Raw genomic sequence first — 22,523 nt, forward strand, 5'->3', positions numbered from 1 at the left:
GTTAACCGATCTAAACTGAAGATATCTTACATTTTGCACTTGGTTGAAATTAGCCCCTACATAGGGGTTTTTTCTTATTGCTACACCCTGCACCCTATCTTGGCAAGCAGATTTTGCAACCAATTTTTTTGACCTAGTGGAGTAGAAAGATACTCGCTGGCAGTTTGGGCTAAAATTTCTCCCCAACTGGGATAGACGGAAACGAGATCGGCAATTGAGTCAATTTTTAGTTTTTGGGCGATCGCTAAAGCAATAACATTAATTAACTCCCCTGCTTGAGAGCCAATAATTGCCCCACCTAAAATTGTGCCATTACGCCGCACGACTAATTGACAAATCCCCGTCATTTCATCCTGAATTTGGGCTATTGCTAAAGTCTTAAAATAATGCTGTAATACCAAGACATCATTGTCATATTTCCGTCTGGCTTGAGCTGCTGTAAAACCCACTCGTGCTAGGGGTGGATCGGTACAGACTAACCAAGGAATATTGCGATAATCAACTTGAAACTGCGCAGAAAATAAAGTATTTTGTAAAGCATTTTGCAGGGCAATTTTAGCTTCATAATTGGCAATATGAGCGAATTGATAACCGCCGATCGCATCCCCACAAGCATAAATGCGTGAATTTGTCGTTTGCAATTTTTGATTCAAACGCAGGCGATCGCGTTGCGTTTTCACTCCCACTGCTGCTAGATTGAGCTGTTCGAGTTCTGGCTGTTGTCCGGCACAAAGTACAATTTCATCAAATTCCATAGCTTCGCGATCGGCTTGAACCCATTTTTTGCCCTCAATGCCCTTAACTTGAGTCACGGTAGTATTGGTGAGAACGCGCACCCCCTCAGCTTCGAGAATAGCTTGCAATAGCTGAGCAATTTCTAGATCTTCTCTGGGTAAGATGTGAGGACGCTGGACAATTAAAGTGACATCTAAACCCAATCGTGCTAATGCTTGTGCCAACTGACACCCATTTGGATCGCCACCGAGGATTGCCCAACGTTTGGGTGGGTTCGGAGAAGTCAATGAGGATAAAACTTCGGTAGCGGTTAAGTATCCTGTAACCGCTAGCCCTTCAATATCGGGAACTATCGGACGTGGGTTGGTGGCAATCAGATATTTCCGCGCTGCCAAGCCACGATTATTCACTACAAAGCTCAGATTTGGCTGAGCGACAAACTTACCCTGCCCTAGAATAAAATCAACTCCTAAAGCAGCTAAAACAGTAGGTGAATTCTCCTCTGCTAAATTTGACTGGACGTTTTGCGCCCACTGCATTACCCGTTCCCACTGAATGGAAACTTGACAGTCATCGATCGCCTTTTCATGAGTCGAACGCAAGCCAAAATTTCCCATCTTTTCCCATTGTCGAGCTAATTGCCCTATGTATGAAAGGGAGTCGGGAGTCGGTAGGGGCGGGTTTAGAAACCCGCCCGTACGGGAGTCAGAAAATTTTGAATTTTGAATTTTGAATTTTGAATTTTGAATTGCTCCCTGCTCTCTTTCTACTAAAGCTACAGTAGCATTCTGTTTTGCGGCGATCGCGGCGGCGTAGCGTCCGGCTGGGCTACCGCCAATAATAACTATGTCGTAATCTGCCATAGTGCTTTGATGAGGCGCTCGTTTTCAGTTGTAGAGCGCACGGCAACCCGAAAATAGCGATCGCCCAGTTCGGGAAAACTAAGACAATCTCGGATTAAAATTCGCTCGTGTTTTAATAGCTGCTGTTGGAGTTTTGAACTCGGTCGCTCAGACTCTACCAATAAAAAGTTAGCAGCACCAGGCAGAGGTTGCAATCCTGGAATCTGAGATAACTCCTGCTCTAATCGCGATCGCGTAGGTGGTAGCCATGCCCAAGTTTGCTGCTGAAACTGGCTATCTTGAAGTACCGCGATCGCCGCAGCAACGGCAAGAGTATTGACTGCCCAAGGATCGCGTCGAGCCAGCCAACAATTAAGACGTTCGGGATGGGCGATCGCGTATCCCAATCGCAGCCCTGGCAAGCTGTAAAATTTAGTCAGCGATCGCAAAATGACTAAATTAGGATATTTCTGCACCAATGGGATCAGACTTTGTTCCGCTGCTGGTGGTAGAAAATCCATAAAAGCTTCATCCACCACTACCAAAGCAAATTGTTCTAAATAGGGCAGAATTTCTTCTCTACGCCACAACCACCCCGTAGGATTGTGCGGATTGTTGAGCAGCAAACCAGAATTTGGAGGGGCGAGGAGCGAGGAGTGAGGAGTGAGGGGAATTGTGAATTGTTCCCCTGCTTCCATGTCCCCCTTGTCCCCCTTGTCCCCCTTGTCCCCCTTGTCCCCCTTGTCCCCTGCTCCCAACTCCCGACTCCCGACTCCCGCTCTTAACGGACACTCAACCACCTTTGCACCAAAAGCTTTCAGCGCCCGCCAGTAGTCGCCAAAAGCTGGAGTCACGAGGTAAGTTGCAGCTAATTCAGATAAATCCCAACCCGCCCACGTAAGTAAATCTGCCGAGCCATTCCCCGGCAGAATCCATTCTGGTGATAACTGATGCACCTGCGCTAGAGCTGTTCTCAGTTCGCTGTAGTTGGGATCGGGATAGGAACTGAGTTGGCTTATGGCAGATTGAATCGCCGCGATCGCGCTTTGGGGTGGTCCCAAAGGGTTGATACTAGCCGAAAAATCGAGAATCGCTTCGGAGTCACAACCCGCGATCGCTGCTGCCCAAGCTAAATTTCCTCCATGTACAGGTTGCATCCAGTTCGGGTTTCCTGCAAGAACTTTATTCTCAGTCTTCGGGAGGAGCGACTTTTTCTTTAAATAGCTTCCCTGCTGAGAAAGCCGGAACCTTAGTTGCCGGAATTTCCATTTTATCGCCAGTTTTCGGGTTGCGACCTTCGCGAGCTTTGCGCTCCCGCGACTCAAAAGAGCCAAAGCCTACTAGTGTCACTTTATCTCCTGTGGAGACTGCATCGATAATGGTTTCCAAAGCAGCAGTCAGCACGGCATCTGCTTGCTTTTTCGTCACGCTTGCCTTTTCAGCAATTGAATCGACTAATTCACCCTTGTTCATTTCATTCTCCTGTGAGTTAACAAACTACCTCAAAACAAGTGATTCTGAACTCTCGCAACCTGAGCTTCAACTTTCGGCTGTGGCTAGTTTGCCCACTAAAATCGCTGAAACTCTCATTGGTTGGATATTTCATTGACCTATTCTAAGGTCTGCTTGCCAAATATAGATCGTTAAAACCTTTAAGTTATATGGATTTCAGGATTTTTTAGACAATTGCTCGATTTTTTCTGCACAATTTTTGACGAAATTCCGCCAATTGATTTTTTAACGCAGACAAAAAAAATTTATCCGATATAATATCAAGGCTATTTTTGATTGTTTTGAGAATTAGTTTGCGGCTCTGGTGATTTTTTTGGCGGTGCTGAAGCCTGTTTCCACTCTGCAAGGGGTCGGTTGACAGCATTTTCAAAATTAGTAGAGACCAATAGTACGCTAATTTGAGCGGGTTGTGGAGTCGGTGGATCGGCTTGAGCGTACAAAAAACTACGGTTAAAATCTGGCTGACCCAAGACCAATCGATGAGTTTTCCCATCCTGTAACTTAACTTCTACCGTCGCTTGAGGTTGCTGCAAGCCATAGTCAGAGAGCTGTGCGGCAGGTACGGTCAAAACGCGATCGCTCTTACTACTGACCAACAAATCTAACAAATAGGCGATCGCCCCTTCGCTGGCAGGAGCTCGATCGGGAACCTGCATTTGCCACCCTGTCTTACTATCCTTAGCGCGCTCGAACTGTAAAGTTTGGTTGCGAGTCTTAACATTTAGAGACTGAATTTGGTCTTCTTCAAACGTAAATATTTGTTGCTGCTTTTCTCGTGCTTCCTGGCGTTGAGGCGTGCCTTGAATTTCATAAAAGTACACAAATCCCCCCATTCCCAGTGCAAGGAGGAGCAAAATTAAGGTCGTGCGTTGGAGTTTCATCAGAAGTGGGTAATGGGTAATGGGTAGTTGGTAACTGATAACTGACAACTGATTTATCTCCGCAGCCACCACAATAAGACAGCGCAGGCAAAACCAATGACTGGCAAAATGACTAGAGAGATCCAACCTAGAAGGTTAATTTGTAGGGGCGTAAGATTCAGACGACGCTGTTTTTGTTCTTTAGGACGCACGGATAGGGTTTGTTTGTTATCTTGACTGCTCAACCAGCTAATGGAATTTAAGAATACGTCTCCATTCAATTGCTGCTCGAATAATCCATCGATCGCAAATTGAGCGTTACCAATGACTACCATCCTGGCTTGAGTTGTCTTGGGAGCAGAATTAGCTACTGGCTCGGCTGAGACGATGCGATTGAGGGCGTAACCTATAGTTAAAGGACCTTTGCGATCGCTTTGAGGATTAAATTGCAATGGTTGGCTTTGGATGTTGCTTTCCGCCCAACTTTCAGCACTCGTTTGTAGAATTGGCGTTGCTTCCACCCCTGTGACTGGTTTGCTGTCAATTGCTCTCGCGCCACCAAAAATCGATAGATTATTCCCAAAATCTTGTGTAATTGGATGTTGTCCGTAGTTATCAACCACAGCAAAAGCAGGTCCAAAACCGATTGCTTGTCCTGCGGGATCGATAATCACTCGGTTATCTAGGGTAAGCCCCCAATTTTGCAGCAGACTATCTAAATTGGGGTTTGTATTTGGGTCGAGGAGTAGCATCAAACTTCCACCCCTCTCTAAATACGCGCTTAAGGCTTTGACTTCTTGCGGAAATAATCCTCGTTTGGGACTAGCAACGATCACTACAGTCGCATCTTGAGGGATCTTCGCTTGCTGGACTAAATTCAGCGGTTCGGCAGCAAAGTTTCTATCTTTAAGTGTATTCAGGGCTGAGGATAGCTTACTCTGTTCCCCGATCCCAACTTCGCCGTGACCTTGAAGGAAATAGACTTTTCCAGCGCGATCGCTTGTCACTTGCTGAATTTTAGTTGTCAGTTGCACTTCTGACAATCGCCCTTGTCCGACCGATTGTACGAACTGTCGCCGATTGCCTGCTTCTACATAAACATCACCAAACGATCTCACGCCAAACTTTTGAGCTATCCCTGGTCGTGTTTGCGGATCGACATACTCAAAACTAAATTGCGACCCTTGACGGCGATAATTTTCTAATAATGCTCGATCTTGAGGGTTTTGGTTGCGATCGAACACCCATACTTTGACGGGTTGAGATAAATTTTGGACAATTTCCCGCGATTGGGGAGCAAGGGTATATAGTCCCGTTTCGGTGAAATCGATCCGCGTTTGATAGCGCGTGGCTAAGAAATTAATGAGTCCGAGAATGACCAAAACTGCTAAAGTTGCGGCGATCGCATTTGTTCCCGCCTGAGTTGAACGTCGCTTCCACCACTTAGTTTTATAAGCTTGCCAAACTAGACCCAACACGCTTAAAACAGCGCCAGCAGCAATTAATCCCAAAGGGACAATTCCCCAGCTACCTGCAACAGTCCCCGCTGTTAAGCCCATGAGTATTAGAAAGGGACCGAGCAAAAATAGGTATTGCCAGTAGTTTTTTTTCGTTTTAGTGGCAGTTTTCATAATAATTTTTTGTGTGACTACGGCAGAAGAGATCCCCCCAACCCCCCTTAAAAAGGGGGGCTATAGGCGAGCGGGTGAGATCGTAGTAAAACTCATCTGTAGGGTGGGCATTGCCCACCTGAGTAGCAAGCATCTGTTGTTTGTAAGTAGTTTAAGATTGCTATAAAATTGGAAATTCTGATTTCAAGACCTCTATACCAAAAGTTTCAATATGGAAACGAATAGCTGATTCTAGATCTGACATAGCTTCTTCGTAACTGTTACCTTCACCAATTACAACTCCTTCAATTCCGATTGGATAAGCGACGTAACCATCGGAGTGCTTTTCTACAATAAGCTTGATATTTTGCATTTAAATCTTTCCTCTACTATGAACTAAAATTCATCGCTCTCGATAGTTAAACTTTTTCCTGGCTACATCAAGTAATAACTGATAAACTGCTTTTCCCTCCGGTTTCTTTCTCGTCTTTGCTCGATGGAGGGCTGTAAGTTGCATCCAGCCAGGAATAGTTGGATTAGCACCTGCATCAATCAGTAGCTTGGCAACTTCAAAATCACAGTTTCCTGCAACTTCGCCAAGAGGAGTATCACCTATTTTGCTCTCATCATGGGCATTTACATCTGCACCTGCTTCGAGCAACAACTTTATAACTGCAATATGTCCTTTTTGCGAGGCATGGTGTAACGGAGTCTTCCCCAATTCATCAAAATCGTTAACTGGACATCCCTCTTCAATTTGCTGTTTTACTAAGTTTTCGTCTCCATCTTTTGCTGCAAAATGCAGGCGACAGTAATTAGTACAGGAGTCTACATCTTCCATAAACTTAGATACGTTTGATCGGATAGCTGTCAATATTACATCTTGAACTCTGTAAATTAACAAATTGATGAGAAGTTAATCGCGCAACTACGATCGCTGAAATCGTAAAGCGTCGATCGCCTGTGCGGTGAGAAAAATTCCTAACAGAATGTAGCTGAGAAAAACAACTAAACTACTAGAATCAAAAATTCCTTGAATCCAGTTAGTGTAATGTTTGAGTAAAGAAAGATGACTCAAGATTGCACCTATTGGCGTACCGCTGAGATTTTGGGCGATCGCATCGATAACCCAAAGAAACAAAATTAAAGCGAACGTAATAATCGCTGCCAGAATCGTGCTATCGGTGAGAGAAGAAATAAACATTCCTAGAGATAAGATTCCTGCTGCTAATAAAATGAGTCCCAAATGTCCCATCAAGGGAACGACTGGAAATACGGCAGGGTTGGCAGTACTCAATGCAAATGCTTCATAGGCAAAGATTGGTAATATTAATGTTATAAAAAATGTAACGACTCCCAACAATTTTCCTACAGCAACCGCCCAGTTTGTCACGGGAGAAGTAGCAAGTAATTCTAAAGTCCCGCGCTTGCGTTCTTCTGCATATAAACCCATTGACAATATAGGCAAGATAAATAAAGCCAAAGAACCCATAATTCCCAAGAAAGCCTGTTGAAACTCGTAAGCCACATCAATCGGTGAAGCGGGAACTCCAGGTTGCTGCCCTTGCAGTAAGTCTCTTTGAGCAACTTGCTGAATAATTCCTTGTGGACCCAATAGAATCAAGGCAAAGAAAAACCCAGATAATAACCAAAATATACCCGCGATCGCATAAGCCAAAGGCGAGACAAAATAACTTTGTAACTCCCTTCTATAAATCGCGATGATGTTACCAAAGATTAAACGCATAATAATTTACTCACCACTCCCAACTCCCGACTCCTGTACGGGCGGGTTTAGAAACCCGCCCCTACCGACTCCCGACTCACTTTCTAACGGCTTTTCTTCCATAGTCAGTTCTAAGAACACATCCTCCAAAGAAGCTCGCGTTCTTCGCATTTCGTAAATTTTCAAGCCCATTCCGACCAAAACGGCAACAATATCTGGTCCTGGCTCCGTAGTTGGTTGGGAAACGACTCGCAGCACGTAGCGATTGGTTTCTGTGGTAGATATTGATTCTACCGATCGCACGCTGGGCAGCATTTTTATTAATTGTTGCGCCGCCGCACTATCACCTTCAGTCTCGATTTCATAGCCTGCACCACCAGCCAGGTTTGCCTCTAAACTGTCGGGAGTTCCGGTAGCAATGATTTGTCCGCGATTGATAATAGCAACGCGGTTACAGGTCATACTAACTTCCGGCAAAATGTGGGTAGAAAGCACGATTGTATGGCTGTCAGCAAGACTTTTAATTAAATTACGGACATCAATAATTTGACGGGGATCGAGTCCTACCGTAGGTTCGTCGAGAATAATTACTGGAGGATCGTGAACGATCGCCTGAGCGATCCCCACTCGTTGACGGAAACCCTTGGAAAGCTTGCGAATCAAAACGCGCCGTTTTTCTTGTAGGTTACACCTTTCAATAGCTGCTTTGACCCGCCGATGGCGATCGCCTGCGGCTACTCCCTTCAGTCTTGCTACAAAATACAGAAACCCTTCCACCGTCATATCGAGATATAGAGGTGGTGTTTCTGGTAAATAACCAATCCGCTGACGCACGGCTAAGGACTGTTCGTGGACATCATAACCTGCAATGCGTACCGTACCGCTACTCGCAGGTAGATAGCCCGCTAAGATCCGCATAGTTGTCGTCTTTCCAGCGCCATTGGGTCCAAGGAAACCCAAAATTTCTCCCGCTTCCACGCTGAAAGTCACGTCCTGAATCCCAGACGTAGAACCGTAAGTTTTACTCAAATGTTCGACTTCAATCATCAGTTGGTGGTAATTGGTAATGGGTAATGGGTAATGGGTAATTGCTCCTCTGCCCCTCAGCTCCCTCAGCAACCTTGCGCTCCCTCAGCTCTCTTCTCCCTTGTCCCCCTTGTCTCCCGACTCCCGACTCCCGACTCCCGACTCCCGACTTGGTAAATACCCTTCCATCAAACAATCAGAACCTACGGTTCGCCACTGGACTCGTTCGAGAGTTATGGCTTGTGTCATTTGGGTGAAGCCTAAGTCGCCTACTGGGGTGGGAGCTGTGCTTCCGCCGATGATTTTGGGGGCAATAAAGGCGAAAATTTTCTGAACTGTACCTTGGGCGATCGCTTCTGCTGCTAAAGTTCCGCCGCATTCCCACAGGACGGAAAGACAGCCGCGCTGGTAGAGATGAGCCATTGCTGCGGTGGGGGTGAGGGAATCGAGTTCTAAAATTTCTACACCGCGATCGCGTAGTAACATCTGCATGTCAGGGTTTGCTCCTGCTTGCGTCATCACTAATGTCGATACTGTTTCGGTTTGCCACAAATGAGCTGTAGTTGGTAAATCTAACGTCCGGCTCATGACCACACGCAAAGGATTAGGCGCATCTATTTGGCGGATTGTCAAGCGGGGATTGTCAATTCTCACGGTGTTTCCGCCAACAATGATGGCATCGCACGCAATTCTTAGCTGCTGCACTTCCTCTCGCGCTGCTGGATTAGTGATCCAAGCACTATGACCGCTAGTCGTAGCAATTTTACCATCGAGGGTCATAGCATATTTGAAGATGCCGAAGGGTCGCTGATAGACCATGCGATGAATAAACCCTTCATTGAGTTGCCGACAGTCAGCTTCTTCCACTCCAACGACAACTTCAATTCCCGCACTGCGTAGCCGCGCAACTCCCCCACCTGCAACTAGGGGGTTCGGATCGACCATTCCTACCACGACTTTTGCTACCCCAGCCGCGATTAAAGCTTCCGTACAAGGGGGAGTACGTCCGTAGTGGTTGCAGGGTTCGAGGCTGACATAAACGGTAGCTCCTTGGGCGCGATCGCCTGCTGCTTTCAGGGCAAAAACTTCTGCATGAGGCTGCCCCGCCCCAGGATGAAAGCCTTCGCCGACGATTTTTCCATCTTGCACCACAACAGCCCCAACTAGAGGATTGGGGGCAGTGCGTCCCAAAGCACGACGGGCAAGGGTAAGACACCTTTGCATCATTTCTCGGTCGAAAGCAGTACCTACCCTTGGCTCTATTTTGGAATCCATTGCCAATGCCGCTTGTACTCCAAAGATTAGCTGAGATTCTGCGCTATATTATAGGCTCGGTGAGACTTTTGACCAAGCAAGAAGTCAGGAGTCAGGAGCCAGGAGTCAGAATGACTAAACAAAAACTGAAATCCCGTGCCTTTAGAGTTACAAGGAAAAAGCCAAATCTACGGACTCCTTCAACCAATTTTGACTTTTAACTTTTGACTTTTGACTTTGCTATGACATATTTTCGCCACAATATCGAGCAAATGTCAGGCTACGTACCTGGAGAACAGCTCATTGGTACGAATATTATCAAAATTAACTCGAATGAGAATCCTTATCCACCCTCACCGTTGGTATTGGCAGCGCTACGTAACTTAGATGGAGAATTATTACGGCGCTATCCAGAACCGATGGCTGGACGTTTTCGCACTGCTGTTAGTGCTGCTTTAGATCTCCCTTCAGATTGGATTATTGTCGGTAACGGTAGTGACGAACTGCTTGGTGTTATTACCCGCGCTTGTACCTCACCGCAGCGGCAGATTGTTTGTCCCATGCCAACCTATGTTTTATACCGTACCTTGGCACAGATTCAGGATGCTGAATTTGTCGAAATTCCCTATGACGACAATTACAATCTGCCGTTAGAAGAAATCATCGCGGCAAATGGAGCTGTGACATTTATTGCTTCACCTCACAGTCCATCTGGTACAGTCGTGCCACTAGATTTACTCGACAAGTTAGCGGCGCAATTACAGAGTATTTTAGTCATTGACGAGGCTTATGTTGACTTTGCCGCAGAAGATGCTTTGGAATTAGCTAAAAAACACGATAATGTGATCGTTTTAAGAACGCTTTCCAAGGGCTACTCTTTAGCAGGGATCAGACTGGGCTTTGCTGTAGCTAATCCTGGTTTAATTGCCGGATTAATGAAGGTGAAAGATAGCTACAACGTTGATGCGATCGCCTGTATTGTAGGAGTAGCTGCACTTCAAGACCAAGCACACAAAAATGCTAATGCCGAGAAAATTAAAACGTCGCGGGCAACGTTAGCTAGTGAATTGCAAAAACTCAACTTTGATGTTTGTCCATCACAAGCCAACTTTCTTCTAGCGCGATCGCCTCATGGTAATGCCGAATATCTTTACCACAGTTTGAAAACAAGAGGTATATTAGTCCGATATTTTCCCCAGCCGCGCCTAGAAGACAAACTTCGCATTACCGTTGGTACAGACGAGCAAAACGCTCAACTTGTCAAGGCTCTGGCTGAGATTATGGGATGAATGTAAGGGCAGGTTTTGACCAAAAATTTTCGGTTAAAGCTGTTCTCAAATCATCATCGCGTGCCTAAAAATCTCGTTGTCGTCCACCAGTGATTTAAGGGATAGTAAATCACTGGAGCCCAGAGGCTACTAATTACAGCTGAGATCAGCGCAATTTGTTGATGATGTTGCCATACCTCAGCTAATTTGCCTAATGGCAAACCAAATGTATATGTTGTTGCCTCACCCAGGAAACCAAATTGTAGAGTGGCGATCGTTTCTACCATAATCGTCATGGCAAAGACAATCAGAGCCACAGAAATAAAATCTTCCTGAAGATAGCGCTGCTTTTGCAACCGTGCCGTCAAAATTCCCACCATCATTAAACCGAAAACATGAGTGGGATTATGGGCAGTCATGCCATCTTGAATGAGTCCCAAAGTAATACCTGCGATCGCTCCTTGTAAAACCGAGCGTTTAATACTCCAAGTGACTACCCAGATCAGCAGCCAGTTAGGAGCAATACCAAGTAAAACTGTTCCTGGCAAGCGCATCGGTAGTAAGAGCAGACACAAACTCGCCGAGCCAACAATCGCTACCCCATTAACAAACTGTCGCCAACCAGGAGACTTCTGCCACAGGTGGCGCAAAGATTTAAGTCCCTGCATAAAAAAGAGGAGATTTTTTAAAATTTCAATTTTCAGAGCCTCGATCTTAAAGCAGCAAACGAAAATCGTAATTCAGACTTTGTAAATCGTAATTAAGTGGGGAGTCGGTGTAGAGACGTTGCGTGCAACGTCTCTACACCGACTCCTAACTCACTTGCTCTTAGCGTAGACAACTGCCCACTCTAGATGGGGAATGGGAGCGGAAAAGGAGACAATAGCTTCGGGAGCAGGGCTTTTATTCAAGTCGATGGATTCAATCTTACCTACAGGTAATCCGGCAGGATAAATTTGGCTGTAAGTAGAAGTGACGATCGCATCGCCGCGTTTCACGTCAGGCACTTTATCAAAAAACTGCATCACGGCTTGACTTTCTGATAAGCCGCGTAAAAATCCTGTATGACGGCTGCGACTGACTGTAACCCCTAGCTGACTGGTGCGATCGCTAATTAGCAGTACGCGGCTGGTATTGGGAGTGACGCTACTAATCTTACCCACTAACCCCCCAGGAGCAGTGACGATATCTCCGACTTTAATTCCCGTACTCGTACCGCGTCCCAGAGTTATTTGCTGCCACCATTGATCGGCACTACGTCCGATGACTGGAGCGACAATGACTCGTTCTAAATTATTAGCAGACTCATAACTAAGTAGTTTTTTCAACTGTTGGTTTTGGCTTTTGAGTTCTGCTAACTGAGCTTGAAGCTCTTGATTTTGAGCATCACTCAGGCGCTCTGCTTGCACGGAAACCGAGCGATGAAATGGGAGAGTGATGAGTTGATAAATTTCAAAAATTAGTGCTGCTTGGGTCTGCCTGATAGTCCAAGCAGTACCAAGAGCAACAATGCATAGTAAAATCGGTAGGGCGCGTTTCTCCCACCACTGACGACGTTCGATATACATAGGTTTTAGTAGTTAGCAGTCAACTCGATGGGTTGACTTAATAGGCTTTTAGGTTTAGATAACAGAGAGATATGCAAATTGGTAATTGGTCATTAGTCATTGGTCATTTGTGAGTAGTTAGTAACTTTTTACTTACGACTTACAACTTCTAACTCCTATTTTTGACTTTTAACTTTTGACTTTTGAATTATCCATTACCAAATGCCATTTTTATCCACGCCGAGAGCGATCGCTAAAGACTCGCTCCATTTGCTTAAATTTTTCTAGTGCCAATCCCGTTCCTAAGACGACACAGTGCATTGGCTCGGCTGCAACGTGGGTGACAATTCCAGTTTCATGACTAATTAGTGTATCTAGTCCTTTCAACTTCGCGCCTCCACCCGCAAGCATAATACCTCGATCTACAATGTCGGCTGCAAGTTCTGGTGGTGTCCGTTCCAGCGTCCGCTTGAGTGCTTCCACAATCACAGACAGCGGTTCTGACATACTTTCGCGAATCTCTGGTTCTTTGATCGTGACGCTACGCGGCAAACCAGAAAGCAGATGCAACCCTCTAACTTCCATCATATTATCTTCGTCATCGCGGGAGGGATAGGCAGAGCCAATCCGCAGCTTAATTTCTTCCGCCGTGCGTTCGCCGATGACTAAGTTGTAAATTTTTCGCATGTACTGCATGATGGCTTCATTCAGCTCATCTCCTGCAATTCGTACCGATTCGCTCAGTACCGTACCGTAAAGGCTGAGAACGGCGATTTCGGTTGTTCCACCCCCAACATCTACGATCATGCTACCGATGGGTTCGGCAACAGGCAGACCCGCACCGATCGCGGCTGCTAGTGGTTCGTCAATCAAATAAACTTCTCTTGCGCCTGCTTGAGATGCTGCATCCATTAATGCTCTGCGTTCTACCCCCGTAACTCCACTGGGAATACCAATCACGACACGGGGAGAGACAACCCTGCCTTCATGAACTTTTTGCATGAAATGCTTCAGCATCATTTCAGCAGCATCGAAGTCAGCAATAACTCCATCACGTAGCGGACGAATTACCGAGATGTTGACGGGCTTAGTAGGCGTTCTACCAAGCATTTTTCTGGCTTCTTCTCCCACAGCAATCGACGATTTATCGCTTAAATCTAGTGCGATCGCCGAAGGTTCTTGCAGTACAATTCCTTTTCCAGAGACATAAATCAAGGTATTTGCAGTACCGAGATCGATACCCATATCTCTAGACAACGACAAACGGTTAAACAGACCAAACATACCCACGCTTCTCACTCCCCCGTAAAAGCAAGATATAGTTTTTACACATCAGTAGAGTATTAGTAACTAGATCGGAATTTTTTTATCCCTCTAATTCGAGTTTAGTCGAGCCAACTAATTCTCGGTCAGGCTTAGTTGCAATTCTTAGACTGGCTGACAAAAACACCCCTTCAGTTAAGAAAAGTTAACGCTTGTCCAACTAAATTCCCAAGAGTAATTTCACTGAATCTTTATACAAATTTAAGCCATTTTTTGCTCACTTTAAGTAATTTCACAGTTGTCAGTTGTAGCAATCATATTTGATTCATGAACGTGGAGCAGGCTTCTAGCCTTCGGCAGGCTAGAAGCTCGCTTTACAAATCATTTAGAACTGCTATATCAGTTACCGAAAAGCCAATTTCCAATTATTGAAACTCGGGCGATCTCTTGATGAATAAGTATTAACACTTAATCGAATTGTGAAGAAAAAAGGAGATCGTTGACAAGAAGTAAATACCTAACGCGCCAATTTATAAAATCTTCATAAATTAGTAATGAGTAATTGATAATTGGATGCTAACTAGTAAAACCAGCTTTTTATCTCTAGTCACTAACCACCAGCCACTGATAACTGACAACTGAGATCTTGCCAGTATAGGTACGGAATAAGCTACGATTGTGGTTATAGTAAATTAAGTACAATTGTACTAAATTTGAGTGATATGAGTCTTAACGTTGTTACTCTCGTCGGTCGTGTTGGTGGCGACCCTGATATTAAGTATTTTGAGTCTGGTAGCGTCAAGTGCCGCATGACGCTAGCTGTAAGGAGACCAACCAAAAATAGCGAGGAACCAGACTGGTTCACGCTAGAAATTTGGGGTAAAACAGCGCAAACAGCCAAAGATTACGTTCGTAAGGGAAGTCTAATTGGAATCAAGGGTTCCTTAAAGTTCGACACCTGGGACGATCGCAATACGGGTACACCGCGTTCAACACCAATCATTCTTGTGGACAAAATGGATCTTTTAGGATCTAAACGCGATAACGAAGGTGGCGGCTATAGCGGTTACAGTAGCGATGACAATTTTTAACCAAATTTGCATATGTGTAGGGGCGCACAGCCGTGCGCCCCTAGATTCATCTGTGCGTCCCTAAATGATTTAGGTCTATCAATAACCAATTTGCAGCGTTACAGAAGCCTCTATTTGCTGTTCTCCACCGATTACAGGAGTCGTAGCGGCTTTATCGGCAAAAGCTGCTTCTCGCGCCATTAAAGGCATGGGAGGCTGTGGCGGGTTAGCGCTGTTGATTTGAATACTGACAATTTCCTTTTGGCTGAAATTGAGGCTGCTCAAAACAGCACTTGCCTGCTGCTGAGCATCTTTTGTCGCTGCTTGCAGGGCTTGTTGTCTCGCTTTGGCGATCGCCTCATCTGTAGCAATAAAACTCACCCCTTCGATCCGAGTTGCTCCAGTTTTGACGGCAGCATCAATGATATTACCAGCTTGTGAGGTTGGGACGCGGAAACTTACTGTATTTGTGGCAGAATAACCCGTAAGCCGTTGCTCGTTATTGGCGTAGTTATAAAGAGGATTTAAGTAAATTCCTGTAGTTTCTAGTTTTTCTACGTTACGCGATTTCAATAAGTCTACAACTGCTGACGATCGCCGCGCTGCTTCTTGCTGTACTTGCTGGGCTGTTTTGCCTTGTACTTCTACTCCCAAACGTACCTGAGCTAGCGTAGTAGGGATAGATTCTACCCCTCTACCCGTGACAGTCAGAGTTTTATAAGTTCGATCCATTTTATCTGGGGCTGGTTGCGCCCATACGGGAGAAATATAACTGAGAGTTGACAAACTCAATGCGATCGCCGTAACTGTAATACTGTTTTGGATTTGAGACTTGAGATTGCGATCGCGCAAAGTCGCTAAGCCGCTAAGCGAGAATTCAACTGGTTTGCGCTTGGAAGCAAATTTTTTTTGATGTATTGAGAAGTGTTGCATTGAACTGATTTACCTCACACAAATACCGTACTTTCTTAGACAAACTGGATGAAAATACGTTCCTAATCTGGCATTGAATGAGGATAAGTTGTGAATGGTTACAGTTTTAGTAACTAAGCTAATTTAAAGTCAAAAGTCAAAAGTTAAAAGTTAAAAGCTTGTCCTTGAGCAAAGCGAATGGTCAAAACTGAGGAGATAGGAGTTATGATTAAACACTCACAAATGACGAATGACAAATGACCTTTTCCAATACATCATCCTTGGGTTAACTTATTTAGGTTTGGGGCTAGGCTACTTCCCCGGCTTGCGAATGAATCGCGCGACGATCGCTTTTGTGGGGGCGGCTTGTCTAGTTGGTTTTGGTAGTTTTAGTCTCAAAGAAGCTTGGGAGGCGATCGACGCTGGAACGATCGTTTTTCTCCTTAGTATTATGATTGTCAATGCTTACCTTACCAGCGCCGGTTTTTTTCAACTAGCTTTAAATATTTTATTACGTTACACTCGCAGTCCTTTTGGATTACTAACTGCTTTAACATTTGTCAGTGGTTTTTTATCTGCCTTATTTCTCAACGATACGATCGCGCTAATTTTTACGCCTTTAACACTCGCTCTAGCGCTAGTTTTAGAATTAAACCCAATTCCCTATCTTTTAGCATTAGCAGGGGCAACAGATATTGGTTCTGTTGCTACTTTAAATGGCAATCCTCAAAATATTTTAATTGCTTCGTTTTCAGAAATTAGTTATTTAGAATTTACTCAGGCTTTAGCTCCTGTTGCTGTAGTGGGATTGCTCGTACAATTAGGCTGGCTGTGGTATTTGTATCCCGAAATTCGTTCTTTGAAACCTATCCTCGACCGTCCCCACATTAGACGCAGACGTATTCTTAAACCCGTACTGTATAAAAGTTTAATTATTACTGGAGGGATGTTAATAGCATTTCTACTCGGCGCACCGCTAGCAGAGTCAGCGCTGGTAGCATCTGGATTGCTTTTAATTACCCGTAGGCTAAAGCCACAGAAAATTCTACCAGCAGTAGAATGGGATTTATTGCTGATGTTTTCTGGCTTGTTTGTACTCACAAACGGTGTTAAAAATCTAAAGTTTCTTCAAAGTTTTACAGTATTAACAGATAGCAACGCCGGATTATTAAGCGTAACAGTAGTGCTTTCTAATTTAATATCCAACGTTCCAGCAGTATTGTTGTTACAACCATTAATTCCTCAAAATAGCGATCGCGAGTGGTTGTTACTGGCAGCTGGTTCAACTTTAGCTGGAAATATGACGCTTTTAGGTTCGGTAGCAAATATGATTGTGGCTGAAGCTGCGGCAAAACAAGGTTATCGCCTCAGTTTTTGGGAACATTTGCGCTTTGGCTTGCCTTTGAGTCTAGTCACTTTAGGAATTGCCTATATTTGGCTACAGCAATGATGGCGGTTTTCAATTAGATGCAATACACGTCTTGTAGGGGCGCACAGAGAAAGCGCCCCTACAAATGTCATCCACACAATCGAGAATTGCTATGAGGTGTGAATTACAACTTCTTCCCTTGCTTCCCACCATTCCTTAGAACAGATAGCCTAAATATAGTGCTTAATTTATGATTTAATTCAGCAAGCATTTCTTAGCAAACTATCCATGTCTGCAACCCCTCATCCTAACCCATCCCACGTTTGGCACGCCTTAGAAGTTGATAAAACTATACAAGTCTTAGAGAGCAATGCAGAAGCGGGTTTAAGCTCGTCTCAAGTCAAGCAACGCTTAGAGGAGTATGGAGCCAACGAATTGCAAGAGTCAGGAGGTCGCAGTCCGCTAGCGATCCTGATCGATCAGTTCAAAAATATTATGTTGCTGATGCTAATTGCTGTAGCAATTGTATCGGCAGTGTTAGATATACGCAATAACGATTTTCCCAAAGACGCGATCGCGATTAGTTTAATCGTCGTTCTCAACGGTATTCTTGGCTACGTACAAGAAAGCCGTGCTGAAAAAGCTCTAGCAGCGCTGAAAAAACTGTCTGCTCCCTTAGTCCGAGTTATGCGCGACGGCAAACTCACAGAAGTTGCGGCAAAAGAACTCGTACCAGGGGACATCATGCTGATTGAAGCTGGAGTCCAACTCGCCGCCGATGGCAGGATTATTGAAGAATCAAACCTGCAAATTCGCGAGTCAGCTTTGACGGGAGAATCTCATGCAGTAGAAAAACAGGCAGATATTCAAGTAGCCGAAGAGACAAGCTTGGGCGATCGCGTTAACTTAGTCTATCAAGGTACGGAGGTCACTCAAGGACGTGCCAAGGTTATTGTCACCGGCACGGGAATGCAAACGGAACTTGGTAAAATCGCTGCCCTGCTGCAAGGAGTGGAAAGCGAGCCGACTCCCCTACAACAACGGATGTCACAGTTGGGCAACGTCCTAGTGGCAGGGGCGATGATTTTAGTCGCCTTGGTGGTTGTGGGTGGCGTGCTGCGCTTGGGTTGGGATGCATTTGAAGAACTGCTGCAAGTATCTTTGAGTATGGCAGTTGCCGTAGTCCCAGAAGGCTTACCAGCGGTGATTACCGTGACTCTAGCGCTAGGAACGCAGCGGATGGTGAAGCGCAATGCCTTGATCCGCAAACTGCCTGCGGTGGAGACTTTAGGCAGCGTTACCACAATTTGCTCTGATAAAACAGGGACGCTGACGCAAAACAAAATGGTGGTGCAGGCAGTCGAGTTAAACCAAAAATCTCTGCGAGTAACTGGCGAAGGTTATGCACCCCAAGGAGAATTTTTGAGCGATGGTCGAGCGATTGACGCAGACCGAGATTCAGATTTACAAGCATTGCTAGTTGCCTGTGCCTTGTGTAACGATTCTTTCTTGCAAGAGGAACAAGGACAATGGAAGATTGTCGGCGATCCCACCGAAGGGGCATTGGTAACTTTAGCAGCTAAAGCCGGAATTCAAAAAGACCAGTGGTCGAGCCGCTTGCCCCGTGTTGCTGAATTTCCCTTCTCCTCCGAACGCAAGCGAATGAGCGTGATTTGTAGAACGAGGCAGGAGGCAGGAGGTAGAAGTCAGGAGGTACAAGATTACGCTCTCTCGTCTTTAGCCTCTCATAATTCGGCTTATTTAATGTTTACGAAAGGGTCGCCAGAGTTAACTTTGGAACGGTGCGATCGCATTCATACAGGCGATCGCGCTGTGGCGATTAATGATGCTCAACGGCAGCAAATTCTGGAAAAAAATAACCAGATGGCAAGTCAAGGGTTGCGGGTGTTGGGTTTTGCCTATAAACCCTGGTCAGAACTGCCTCCAGAGGGATCGGAAGAGACTTCAGAACGAGAATTAGTTTGGCTGGGATTAGTAGGAATGCTTGATGCACCCAGACCGGAAGTGAGGGATGCAGTAGCCAGATCTCGCGAAGCTGGGATTCGCCCGATCATGATCACGGGCGACCACCAGTTAACAGCAAGGGCAATCGGAATCGATTTAGGCATTGCTCAAGCAGGCGATCGCGCTGTAACCGGGCAAGAATTAGAACGGATGAGTCAAGCTGACTTAGAACGGGAAGTAGACCAAACGAGTATCTACGCTAGAGTATCTCCCGAACACAAACTTCGGATCGTCCAAGCTTTGCAACGCAAGGGTAAATTTGTGGCAATGACGGGAGACGGGGTAAACGATGCCCCCGCCTTAAAGCAAGCAGATATCGGAATTGCAATGGGTATTACTGGTACGGACGTGAGCAAGGAAGCTAGCGATATGGTTTTGCTAGATGACAACTTCGCCACGATCGTCGCTGCCACTGAAGAAGGTAGGGTTGTTTATACCAATATCCGCCGCTTTATTAAATACATTCTCGGTAGTAACATCGGTGAAGTGTTAACTATTGCTGCGGCTCCAATTCTTGGACTTGGCGGCGTACCGCTGTCACCATTGCAAATTCTCTGGATGAACCTGGTAACGGATGGTCTACCAGCGTTAGCTTTGGCAGTAGAACCAGCAGAACCCAACGTCATGAAACGCCCGCCATTTAGTCCCCGCGAAAGCATTTTTGCCCGGGGCTTGGGTTGGTACATGGTGCGGATTGGGATTATCTTTGCCATTTTGTCAATTATTTTAATGGAGTGGGCGTACTTCCACACGCAAGCGAATGTCATTCCGAACGAACTAAGTCGCGATCGCTGGAAAACGATGGTATTTACCACGCTCTGCCTAGCACAGATGGGTCATGCTTTGGCGATTCGCTCCAACACCCGTCTGACAATTCAAATGAATCCGTTGTCTAATCCATACGTTTTAGGAGCTGTAGGTTTAACCACAGTATTGCAACTGCTGCTCATTTACGTTCCGCCCTTGCGAGCTTTCTTTGGCACTCACTTCATAACTCCGATAGAATTATTAATCTGCTTCGGCTTTAGCAGTTTAATGTTCGTCTGGATCGAGCTAGAGAAGTTGTTTATTAACTGGCAACAGCGACGGAAAGCGCATAGGTAATAGGTAATGGGTAATAGGTAATGGGTAATGAGTTAAGTCAAAAGTCAAAAGTCAAAACCGATCGCCACTAACCATCAATTCCATCAATTACCACAAATGACAAATGACGCATGACCAACTACCAACTACCAATTACCAATTACCAACTACCAACTACCAATCAAAATGTTCCTCAAAACCCTCCACTTGAAGCAATTTCGGAATTATCAGGAGCAGCGAGTTGATTTCGTTGCTCCTAAAACAATATTGGTGGGTAATAACGCTCAGGGTAAATCCAATTTATTAGAAGCAGTGGAATTGCTGGCAACATTGCGATCGCACCGTTTGGCACGCGATCGCGATTTAGTTAGGGATGGAGAGGCATTCGGACAAATTCACGCCAAGCTAGAACGACAAGCAGGCATCATCGATCTATCTGTAACTCTGCGCCGTCAGGGGCGGCGGACAGTAGCTCTCAATAGCGAACAATTGCGCCGCCAACTGGATTTTTTAGGTGTCTTGAACGCTGTAGAATTTTCCAGTTTAGATTTAGAACTAGTGCGGGGTGCGCCAGAACAGCGCCGTCACTGGGTGGATACCCTGTTAATCCAGTTAGAACCCGTATACGCCCATATCTTACAGCAATACAATCAGATATTGCGGCAGAGAAATGCATTTTTGAAAAGTAAGGGCGGGTTTCCAATGCCCGTACAGGAGAAGGAAGAATTAGCGGCTTGGGATGCGCAACTAGTAACTATTGGTTCGCGGGTAGTGAGGAGAAGGGCGCGGGCGATCGAGCGTTTAGCACCTTTGGCTGCTGAGTGGCACGCTAGCATTAGCGATCGAGCTGAGGTTTTGCAAATTCGGTATGCCCCAAATGTACCCTTCACCGCAACCGATCCTGAAGGAGTGCAGCAAGCTTTCTTAGAGAAGATAGAACAAAGAGCGATCGCCGAACAACATCAAAACACAACTTTAGTCGGTCCCCACCGAGATGAAATTGAATTGACAATTAATCAAACTCCTGCTAGGCAATATGGTTCCCAAGGTCAACAGCGCACTTTAGTTTTAGCCCTCAAGCTAGCAGAATTGAAACTGATCGAAGCCGTTGTCGGAGAACCACCGCTATTATTACTAGATGATGTCTTAGCAGAACTCGATCTCAACCGTCAAAATCAACTTCTAGAGGCAATTCAAGACCGTTTTCAAACGTTGATTGCTACAACTCATTTAGCTGCCTTCGATTCCCAGTGGCTCCAAGCATCGCAAATTCTCTCAGTTAATGCAGGGCAAATATTCAGTGACCAGTGAAGACAGGAGACAGGAGACAGAAGGGGACAAGGGGGACAAGGAAGCAGGGGAGCAGAGGAGAATTTACTAACTCCCGACTTCCCAATTACCCCTTTCTCGGTTGTTCCAGTCTTTTAAATACAGTCAAAACGATCAAAGCCAACACAGAACTAACTAAACCCGTTTGCCATAAGCCGCAACCAGCAGCAATTCCCAAGCCAGCCGAAACCCAAGTTGCTGCCGCTGATGTGAGTCCCCGTACCCGCTCCATACGAGATTGTGATTGAGTTTCGCGCAAAATTTCTCCAGCACCAATAAACCCTACCCCCGCAGCAATCCCTTGAATGACGCGACTAATCGCATCACGTCCTTCCTCTGCTGTCGCCACGATTTGCAATGGAAGCATAATTAGTAATGCCGAACCCAGACTGACTAGCATATGCGTGCGTAAACCCGCTGGTTTGCGACCGATCTGGCGTTCTACACCGAGGATTGCCCCAAATACCAAAGCCATAGCTAGCCTGAAGCAAATACTTAACCAATCGTCAGGGGCAAAAGATATATTAGTCATTCGTTCTTTGTTGCGGTGTAGAGACGTTACATGTAACGTCTCTACATAGATCTGTTAACTATTAACTGTTAAAAATTGGCGCAAGCGCAGCAAGCCTAACGTTTGAGCCAAATTGAGTGGAAGTAAGGATACGCCTTCGATGCGCGATTGTACCCAACCTTCGCCCCAATACCATTCGTGAAATCCATCAATTCCCCCGTGGAGTAACAGGCGCAGACAATTTGGCTTTGCCACTTCTACTTGATGCTCGATCGCTACAGGTCCAATCCAACTAGTAAAAGTCAGACCTGGATGGAGTTGTTCTGGCATTCCTGAAGCTAACCGTTGTGGCGATAGCCATTTTTGCATTTGTTCGGGACGCAACAAACTATCTTTGATTGCTGCTGCTGATGCCTCTACTTCAATCCGTAACTGACTGTTTTGAAAACTACCCCACATAATTTATGACTCCAGTACTAATGCGATCGTAGCTTGTTTAAATGAGTGATGCGTGGTGCGTGAAATACTTCCAACTTCCGCGCCGAACGACTCCCGTACGGGCGCACAGAGAAAGCGCCCGT

General features: G+C 45.6%; 21 protein-coding genes. 5 read left to right on the top strand and 16 right to left on the bottom strand.

Annotation, left to right across the window (positions count from 1 at the left end):
* Positions 1–80: 80 nt before the first annotated feature.
* The 10 genes from CHRO_RS19790 to ribD all read right to left on the bottom strand — a co-directional run bounded on the left by CHRO_RS19790 (position 81) and on the right by ribD (position 9,586).
* Positions 81–1,598 (bottom strand): dihydrolipoyl dehydrogenase family protein, encoded by a 1,518-nt coding sequence (locus CHRO_RS19790; protein ID WP_015155998.1) that lies wholly within the window; start codon positions 1,596–1,598, stop codon positions 81–83.
* Positions 1,580–2,734 (bottom strand): threonine-phosphate decarboxylase CobD, encoded by a 1,155-nt coding sequence (cobD, locus tag CHRO_RS19795; RefSeq protein ID WP_015155999.1) that lies wholly within the window; start codon positions 2,732–2,734, stop codon positions 1,580–1,582. Before cobD ends, CHRO_RS19790 begins: the two co-directional genes overlap by 19 nt.
* A gap of 31 nt (positions 2,735–2,765) precedes the next feature.
* Positions 2,766–3,050: an HU family DNA-binding protein gene (locus CHRO_RS19800; RefSeq protein ID WP_015156000.1), complete on the bottom strand. Its 285-nt coding sequence runs from the start codon at positions 3,048–3,050 to the stop codon at positions 2,766–2,768.
* A gap of 305 nt (positions 3,051–3,355) precedes the next feature.
* Complete coding sequence (locus CHRO_RS19805) at positions 3,356–3,970, bottom strand: DUF4340 domain-containing protein (protein WP_015156001.1); 615 nt, start codon at positions 3,968–3,970, stop codon at positions 3,356–3,358.
* A 53-nt stretch (positions 3,971–4,023) separates the two neighbouring features.
* Entirely contained in the window at positions 4,024–5,580 is a 1,557-nt protein-coding gene (locus CHRO_RS19810; protein WP_015156002.1) for a GldG family protein, read from the bottom strand.
* 160 nt (positions 5,581–5,740) lie between these two features.
* The gene (locus tag CHRO_RS19815; protein ID WP_015156003.1) at positions 5,741–5,932 is read right to left on the bottom strand and encodes a type II toxin-antitoxin system HicB family antitoxin; all 192 of its coding nucleotides are present in this window, start codon (positions 5,930–5,932) and stop codon (positions 5,741–5,743) included.
* A 30-nt stretch (positions 5,933–5,962) separates the two neighbouring features.
* Positions 5,963–6,400, bottom strand: coding sequence for an ankyrin repeat domain-containing protein (locus CHRO_RS19820; RefSeq protein ID WP_015156004.1), 438 nt, complete (start codon positions 6,398–6,400; stop codon positions 5,963–5,965).
* Positions 6,401–6,487: 87 nt separating this feature from the next.
* Positions 6,488–7,306 carry an ABC transporter permease gene (locus CHRO_RS19825; protein WP_015156005.1) on the bottom strand — a complete coding sequence of 273 codons (819 nt, stop codon included), beginning with the start codon at positions 7,304–7,306 and terminating at the stop codon, positions 6,488–6,490.
* A gap of 6 nt (positions 7,307–7,312) precedes the next feature.
* Positions 7,313–8,332, bottom strand: a complete 1,020-nt coding sequence (locus CHRO_RS19830; RefSeq protein ID WP_015156006.1) for an ABC transporter ATP-binding protein — start codon at positions 8,330–8,332, stop codon at positions 7,313–7,315.
* 84 nt (positions 8,333–8,416) lie between these two features.
* A complete protein-coding gene (gene ribD / locus CHRO_RS19835) occupies positions 8,417–9,586 on the bottom strand; it encodes a bifunctional diaminohydroxyphosphoribosylaminopyrimidine deaminase/5-amino-6-(5-phosphoribosylamino)uracil reductase RibD (protein WP_015156007.1) in 1,170 nt (389 codons plus the stop codon).
* Positions 9,587–9,807: 221 nt separating this feature from the next.
* Between ribD and hisC the strand changes: the two genes are divergently transcribed.
* Positions 9,808–10,854, top strand: a complete 1,047-nt coding sequence (gene hisC / locus CHRO_RS19840) for a histidinol-phosphate transaminase (protein ID WP_015156008.1) — start codon at positions 9,808–9,810, stop codon at positions 10,852–10,854.
* Between the two features lie 53 nt (positions 10,855–10,907).
* On the opposite strand, the gene mreD is transcribed toward hisC, so the two are convergent.
* The 3 genes from mreD to CHRO_RS19855 form a co-directional block, all read right to left on the bottom strand.
* Complete coding sequence (gene mreD, locus CHRO_RS19845) at positions 10,908–11,501, bottom strand: rod shape-determining protein MreD (RefSeq protein WP_015156009.1); 594 nt, start codon at positions 11,499–11,501, stop codon at positions 10,908–10,910.
* 150 nt (positions 11,502–11,651) lie between these two features.
* The gene (gene mreC, locus CHRO_RS19850) at positions 11,652–12,401 is read right to left on the bottom strand and encodes a rod shape-determining protein MreC (RefSeq protein ID WP_015156010.1); all 750 of its coding nucleotides are present in this window, start codon (positions 12,399–12,401) and stop codon (positions 11,652–11,654) included.
* Between the two features lie 210 nt (positions 12,402–12,611).
* Positions 12,612–13,625: a rod shape-determining protein gene (locus tag CHRO_RS19855; RefSeq protein ID WP_041462553.1), complete on the bottom strand. Its 1,014-nt coding sequence runs from the start codon at positions 13,623–13,625 to the stop codon at positions 12,612–12,614.
* Positions 13,626–14,365: 740 nt separating this feature from the next.
* Here CHRO_RS19855 and CHRO_RS19860 point away from each other — a divergent pair.
* Positions 14,366–14,734, top strand: coding sequence for a single-stranded DNA-binding protein (locus CHRO_RS19860; protein WP_015156012.1), 369 nt, complete (start codon positions 14,366–14,368; stop codon positions 14,732–14,734).
* 78 nt (positions 14,735–14,812) lie between these two features.
* Here CHRO_RS19860 and CHRO_RS19865 read toward each other — a convergent pair whose 3' ends face one another.
* Positions 14,813–15,646 (bottom strand): SIMPL domain-containing protein, encoded by an 834-nt coding sequence (locus CHRO_RS19865; protein ID WP_015156013.1) that lies wholly within the window; start codon positions 15,644–15,646, stop codon positions 14,813–14,815.
* A gap of 229 nt (positions 15,647–15,875) precedes the next feature.
* Here CHRO_RS19865 and CHRO_RS19870 point away from each other — a divergent pair, with 229 nt between their 5' ends.
* From CHRO_RS19870 to recF, 3 genes are all read left to right on the top strand, one after another.
* Entirely contained in the window at positions 15,876–17,075 is a 1,200-nt protein-coding gene (locus CHRO_RS19870; protein ID WP_015156014.1) for an anion transporter, read from the top strand.
* A gap of 207 nt (positions 17,076–17,282) precedes the next feature.
* On the top strand, positions 17,283–20,123 hold the full coding sequence (locus tag CHRO_RS19875) for a cation-translocating P-type ATPase (RefSeq protein ID WP_015156015.1): 2,841 nt from the start codon (positions 17,283–17,285) through the stop codon (positions 20,121–20,123).
* Positions 20,124–20,309: 186 nt separating this feature from the next.
* Entirely contained in the window at positions 20,310–21,413 is a 1,104-nt protein-coding gene (gene recF, locus CHRO_RS19880; RefSeq protein WP_245570566.1) for a DNA replication/repair protein RecF, read from the top strand.
* Positions 21,414–21,498: 85 nt separating this feature from the next.
* Here recF and CHRO_RS19885 read toward each other — a convergent pair whose 3' ends face one another.
* Together CHRO_RS19885 and CHRO_RS19890 are read right to left on the bottom strand one after the other, a co-directional pair.
* Positions 21,499–21,963 carry an MgtC/SapB family protein gene (locus CHRO_RS19885; RefSeq protein WP_015156017.1) on the bottom strand — a complete coding sequence of 155 codons (465 nt, stop codon included), beginning with the start codon at positions 21,961–21,963 and terminating at the stop codon, positions 21,499–21,501.
* Between the two features lie 54 nt (positions 21,964–22,017).
* Positions 22,018–22,401 (bottom strand): hypothetical protein, encoded by a 384-nt coding sequence (locus CHRO_RS19890; protein ID WP_015156018.1) that lies wholly within the window; start codon positions 22,399–22,401, stop codon positions 22,018–22,020.
* Positions 22,402–22,523: the final 122 nt, after the last annotated feature.

The sequence above is a fragment of the Chroococcidiopsis thermalis PCC 7203 genome (assembly GCF_000317125.1).
In the GTDB taxonomy this organism is placed as follows: Bacteria; Cyanobacteriota; Cyanobacteriia; order Cyanobacteriales; family Chroococcidiopsidaceae; genus Chroococcidiopsis; species Chroococcidiopsis thermalis.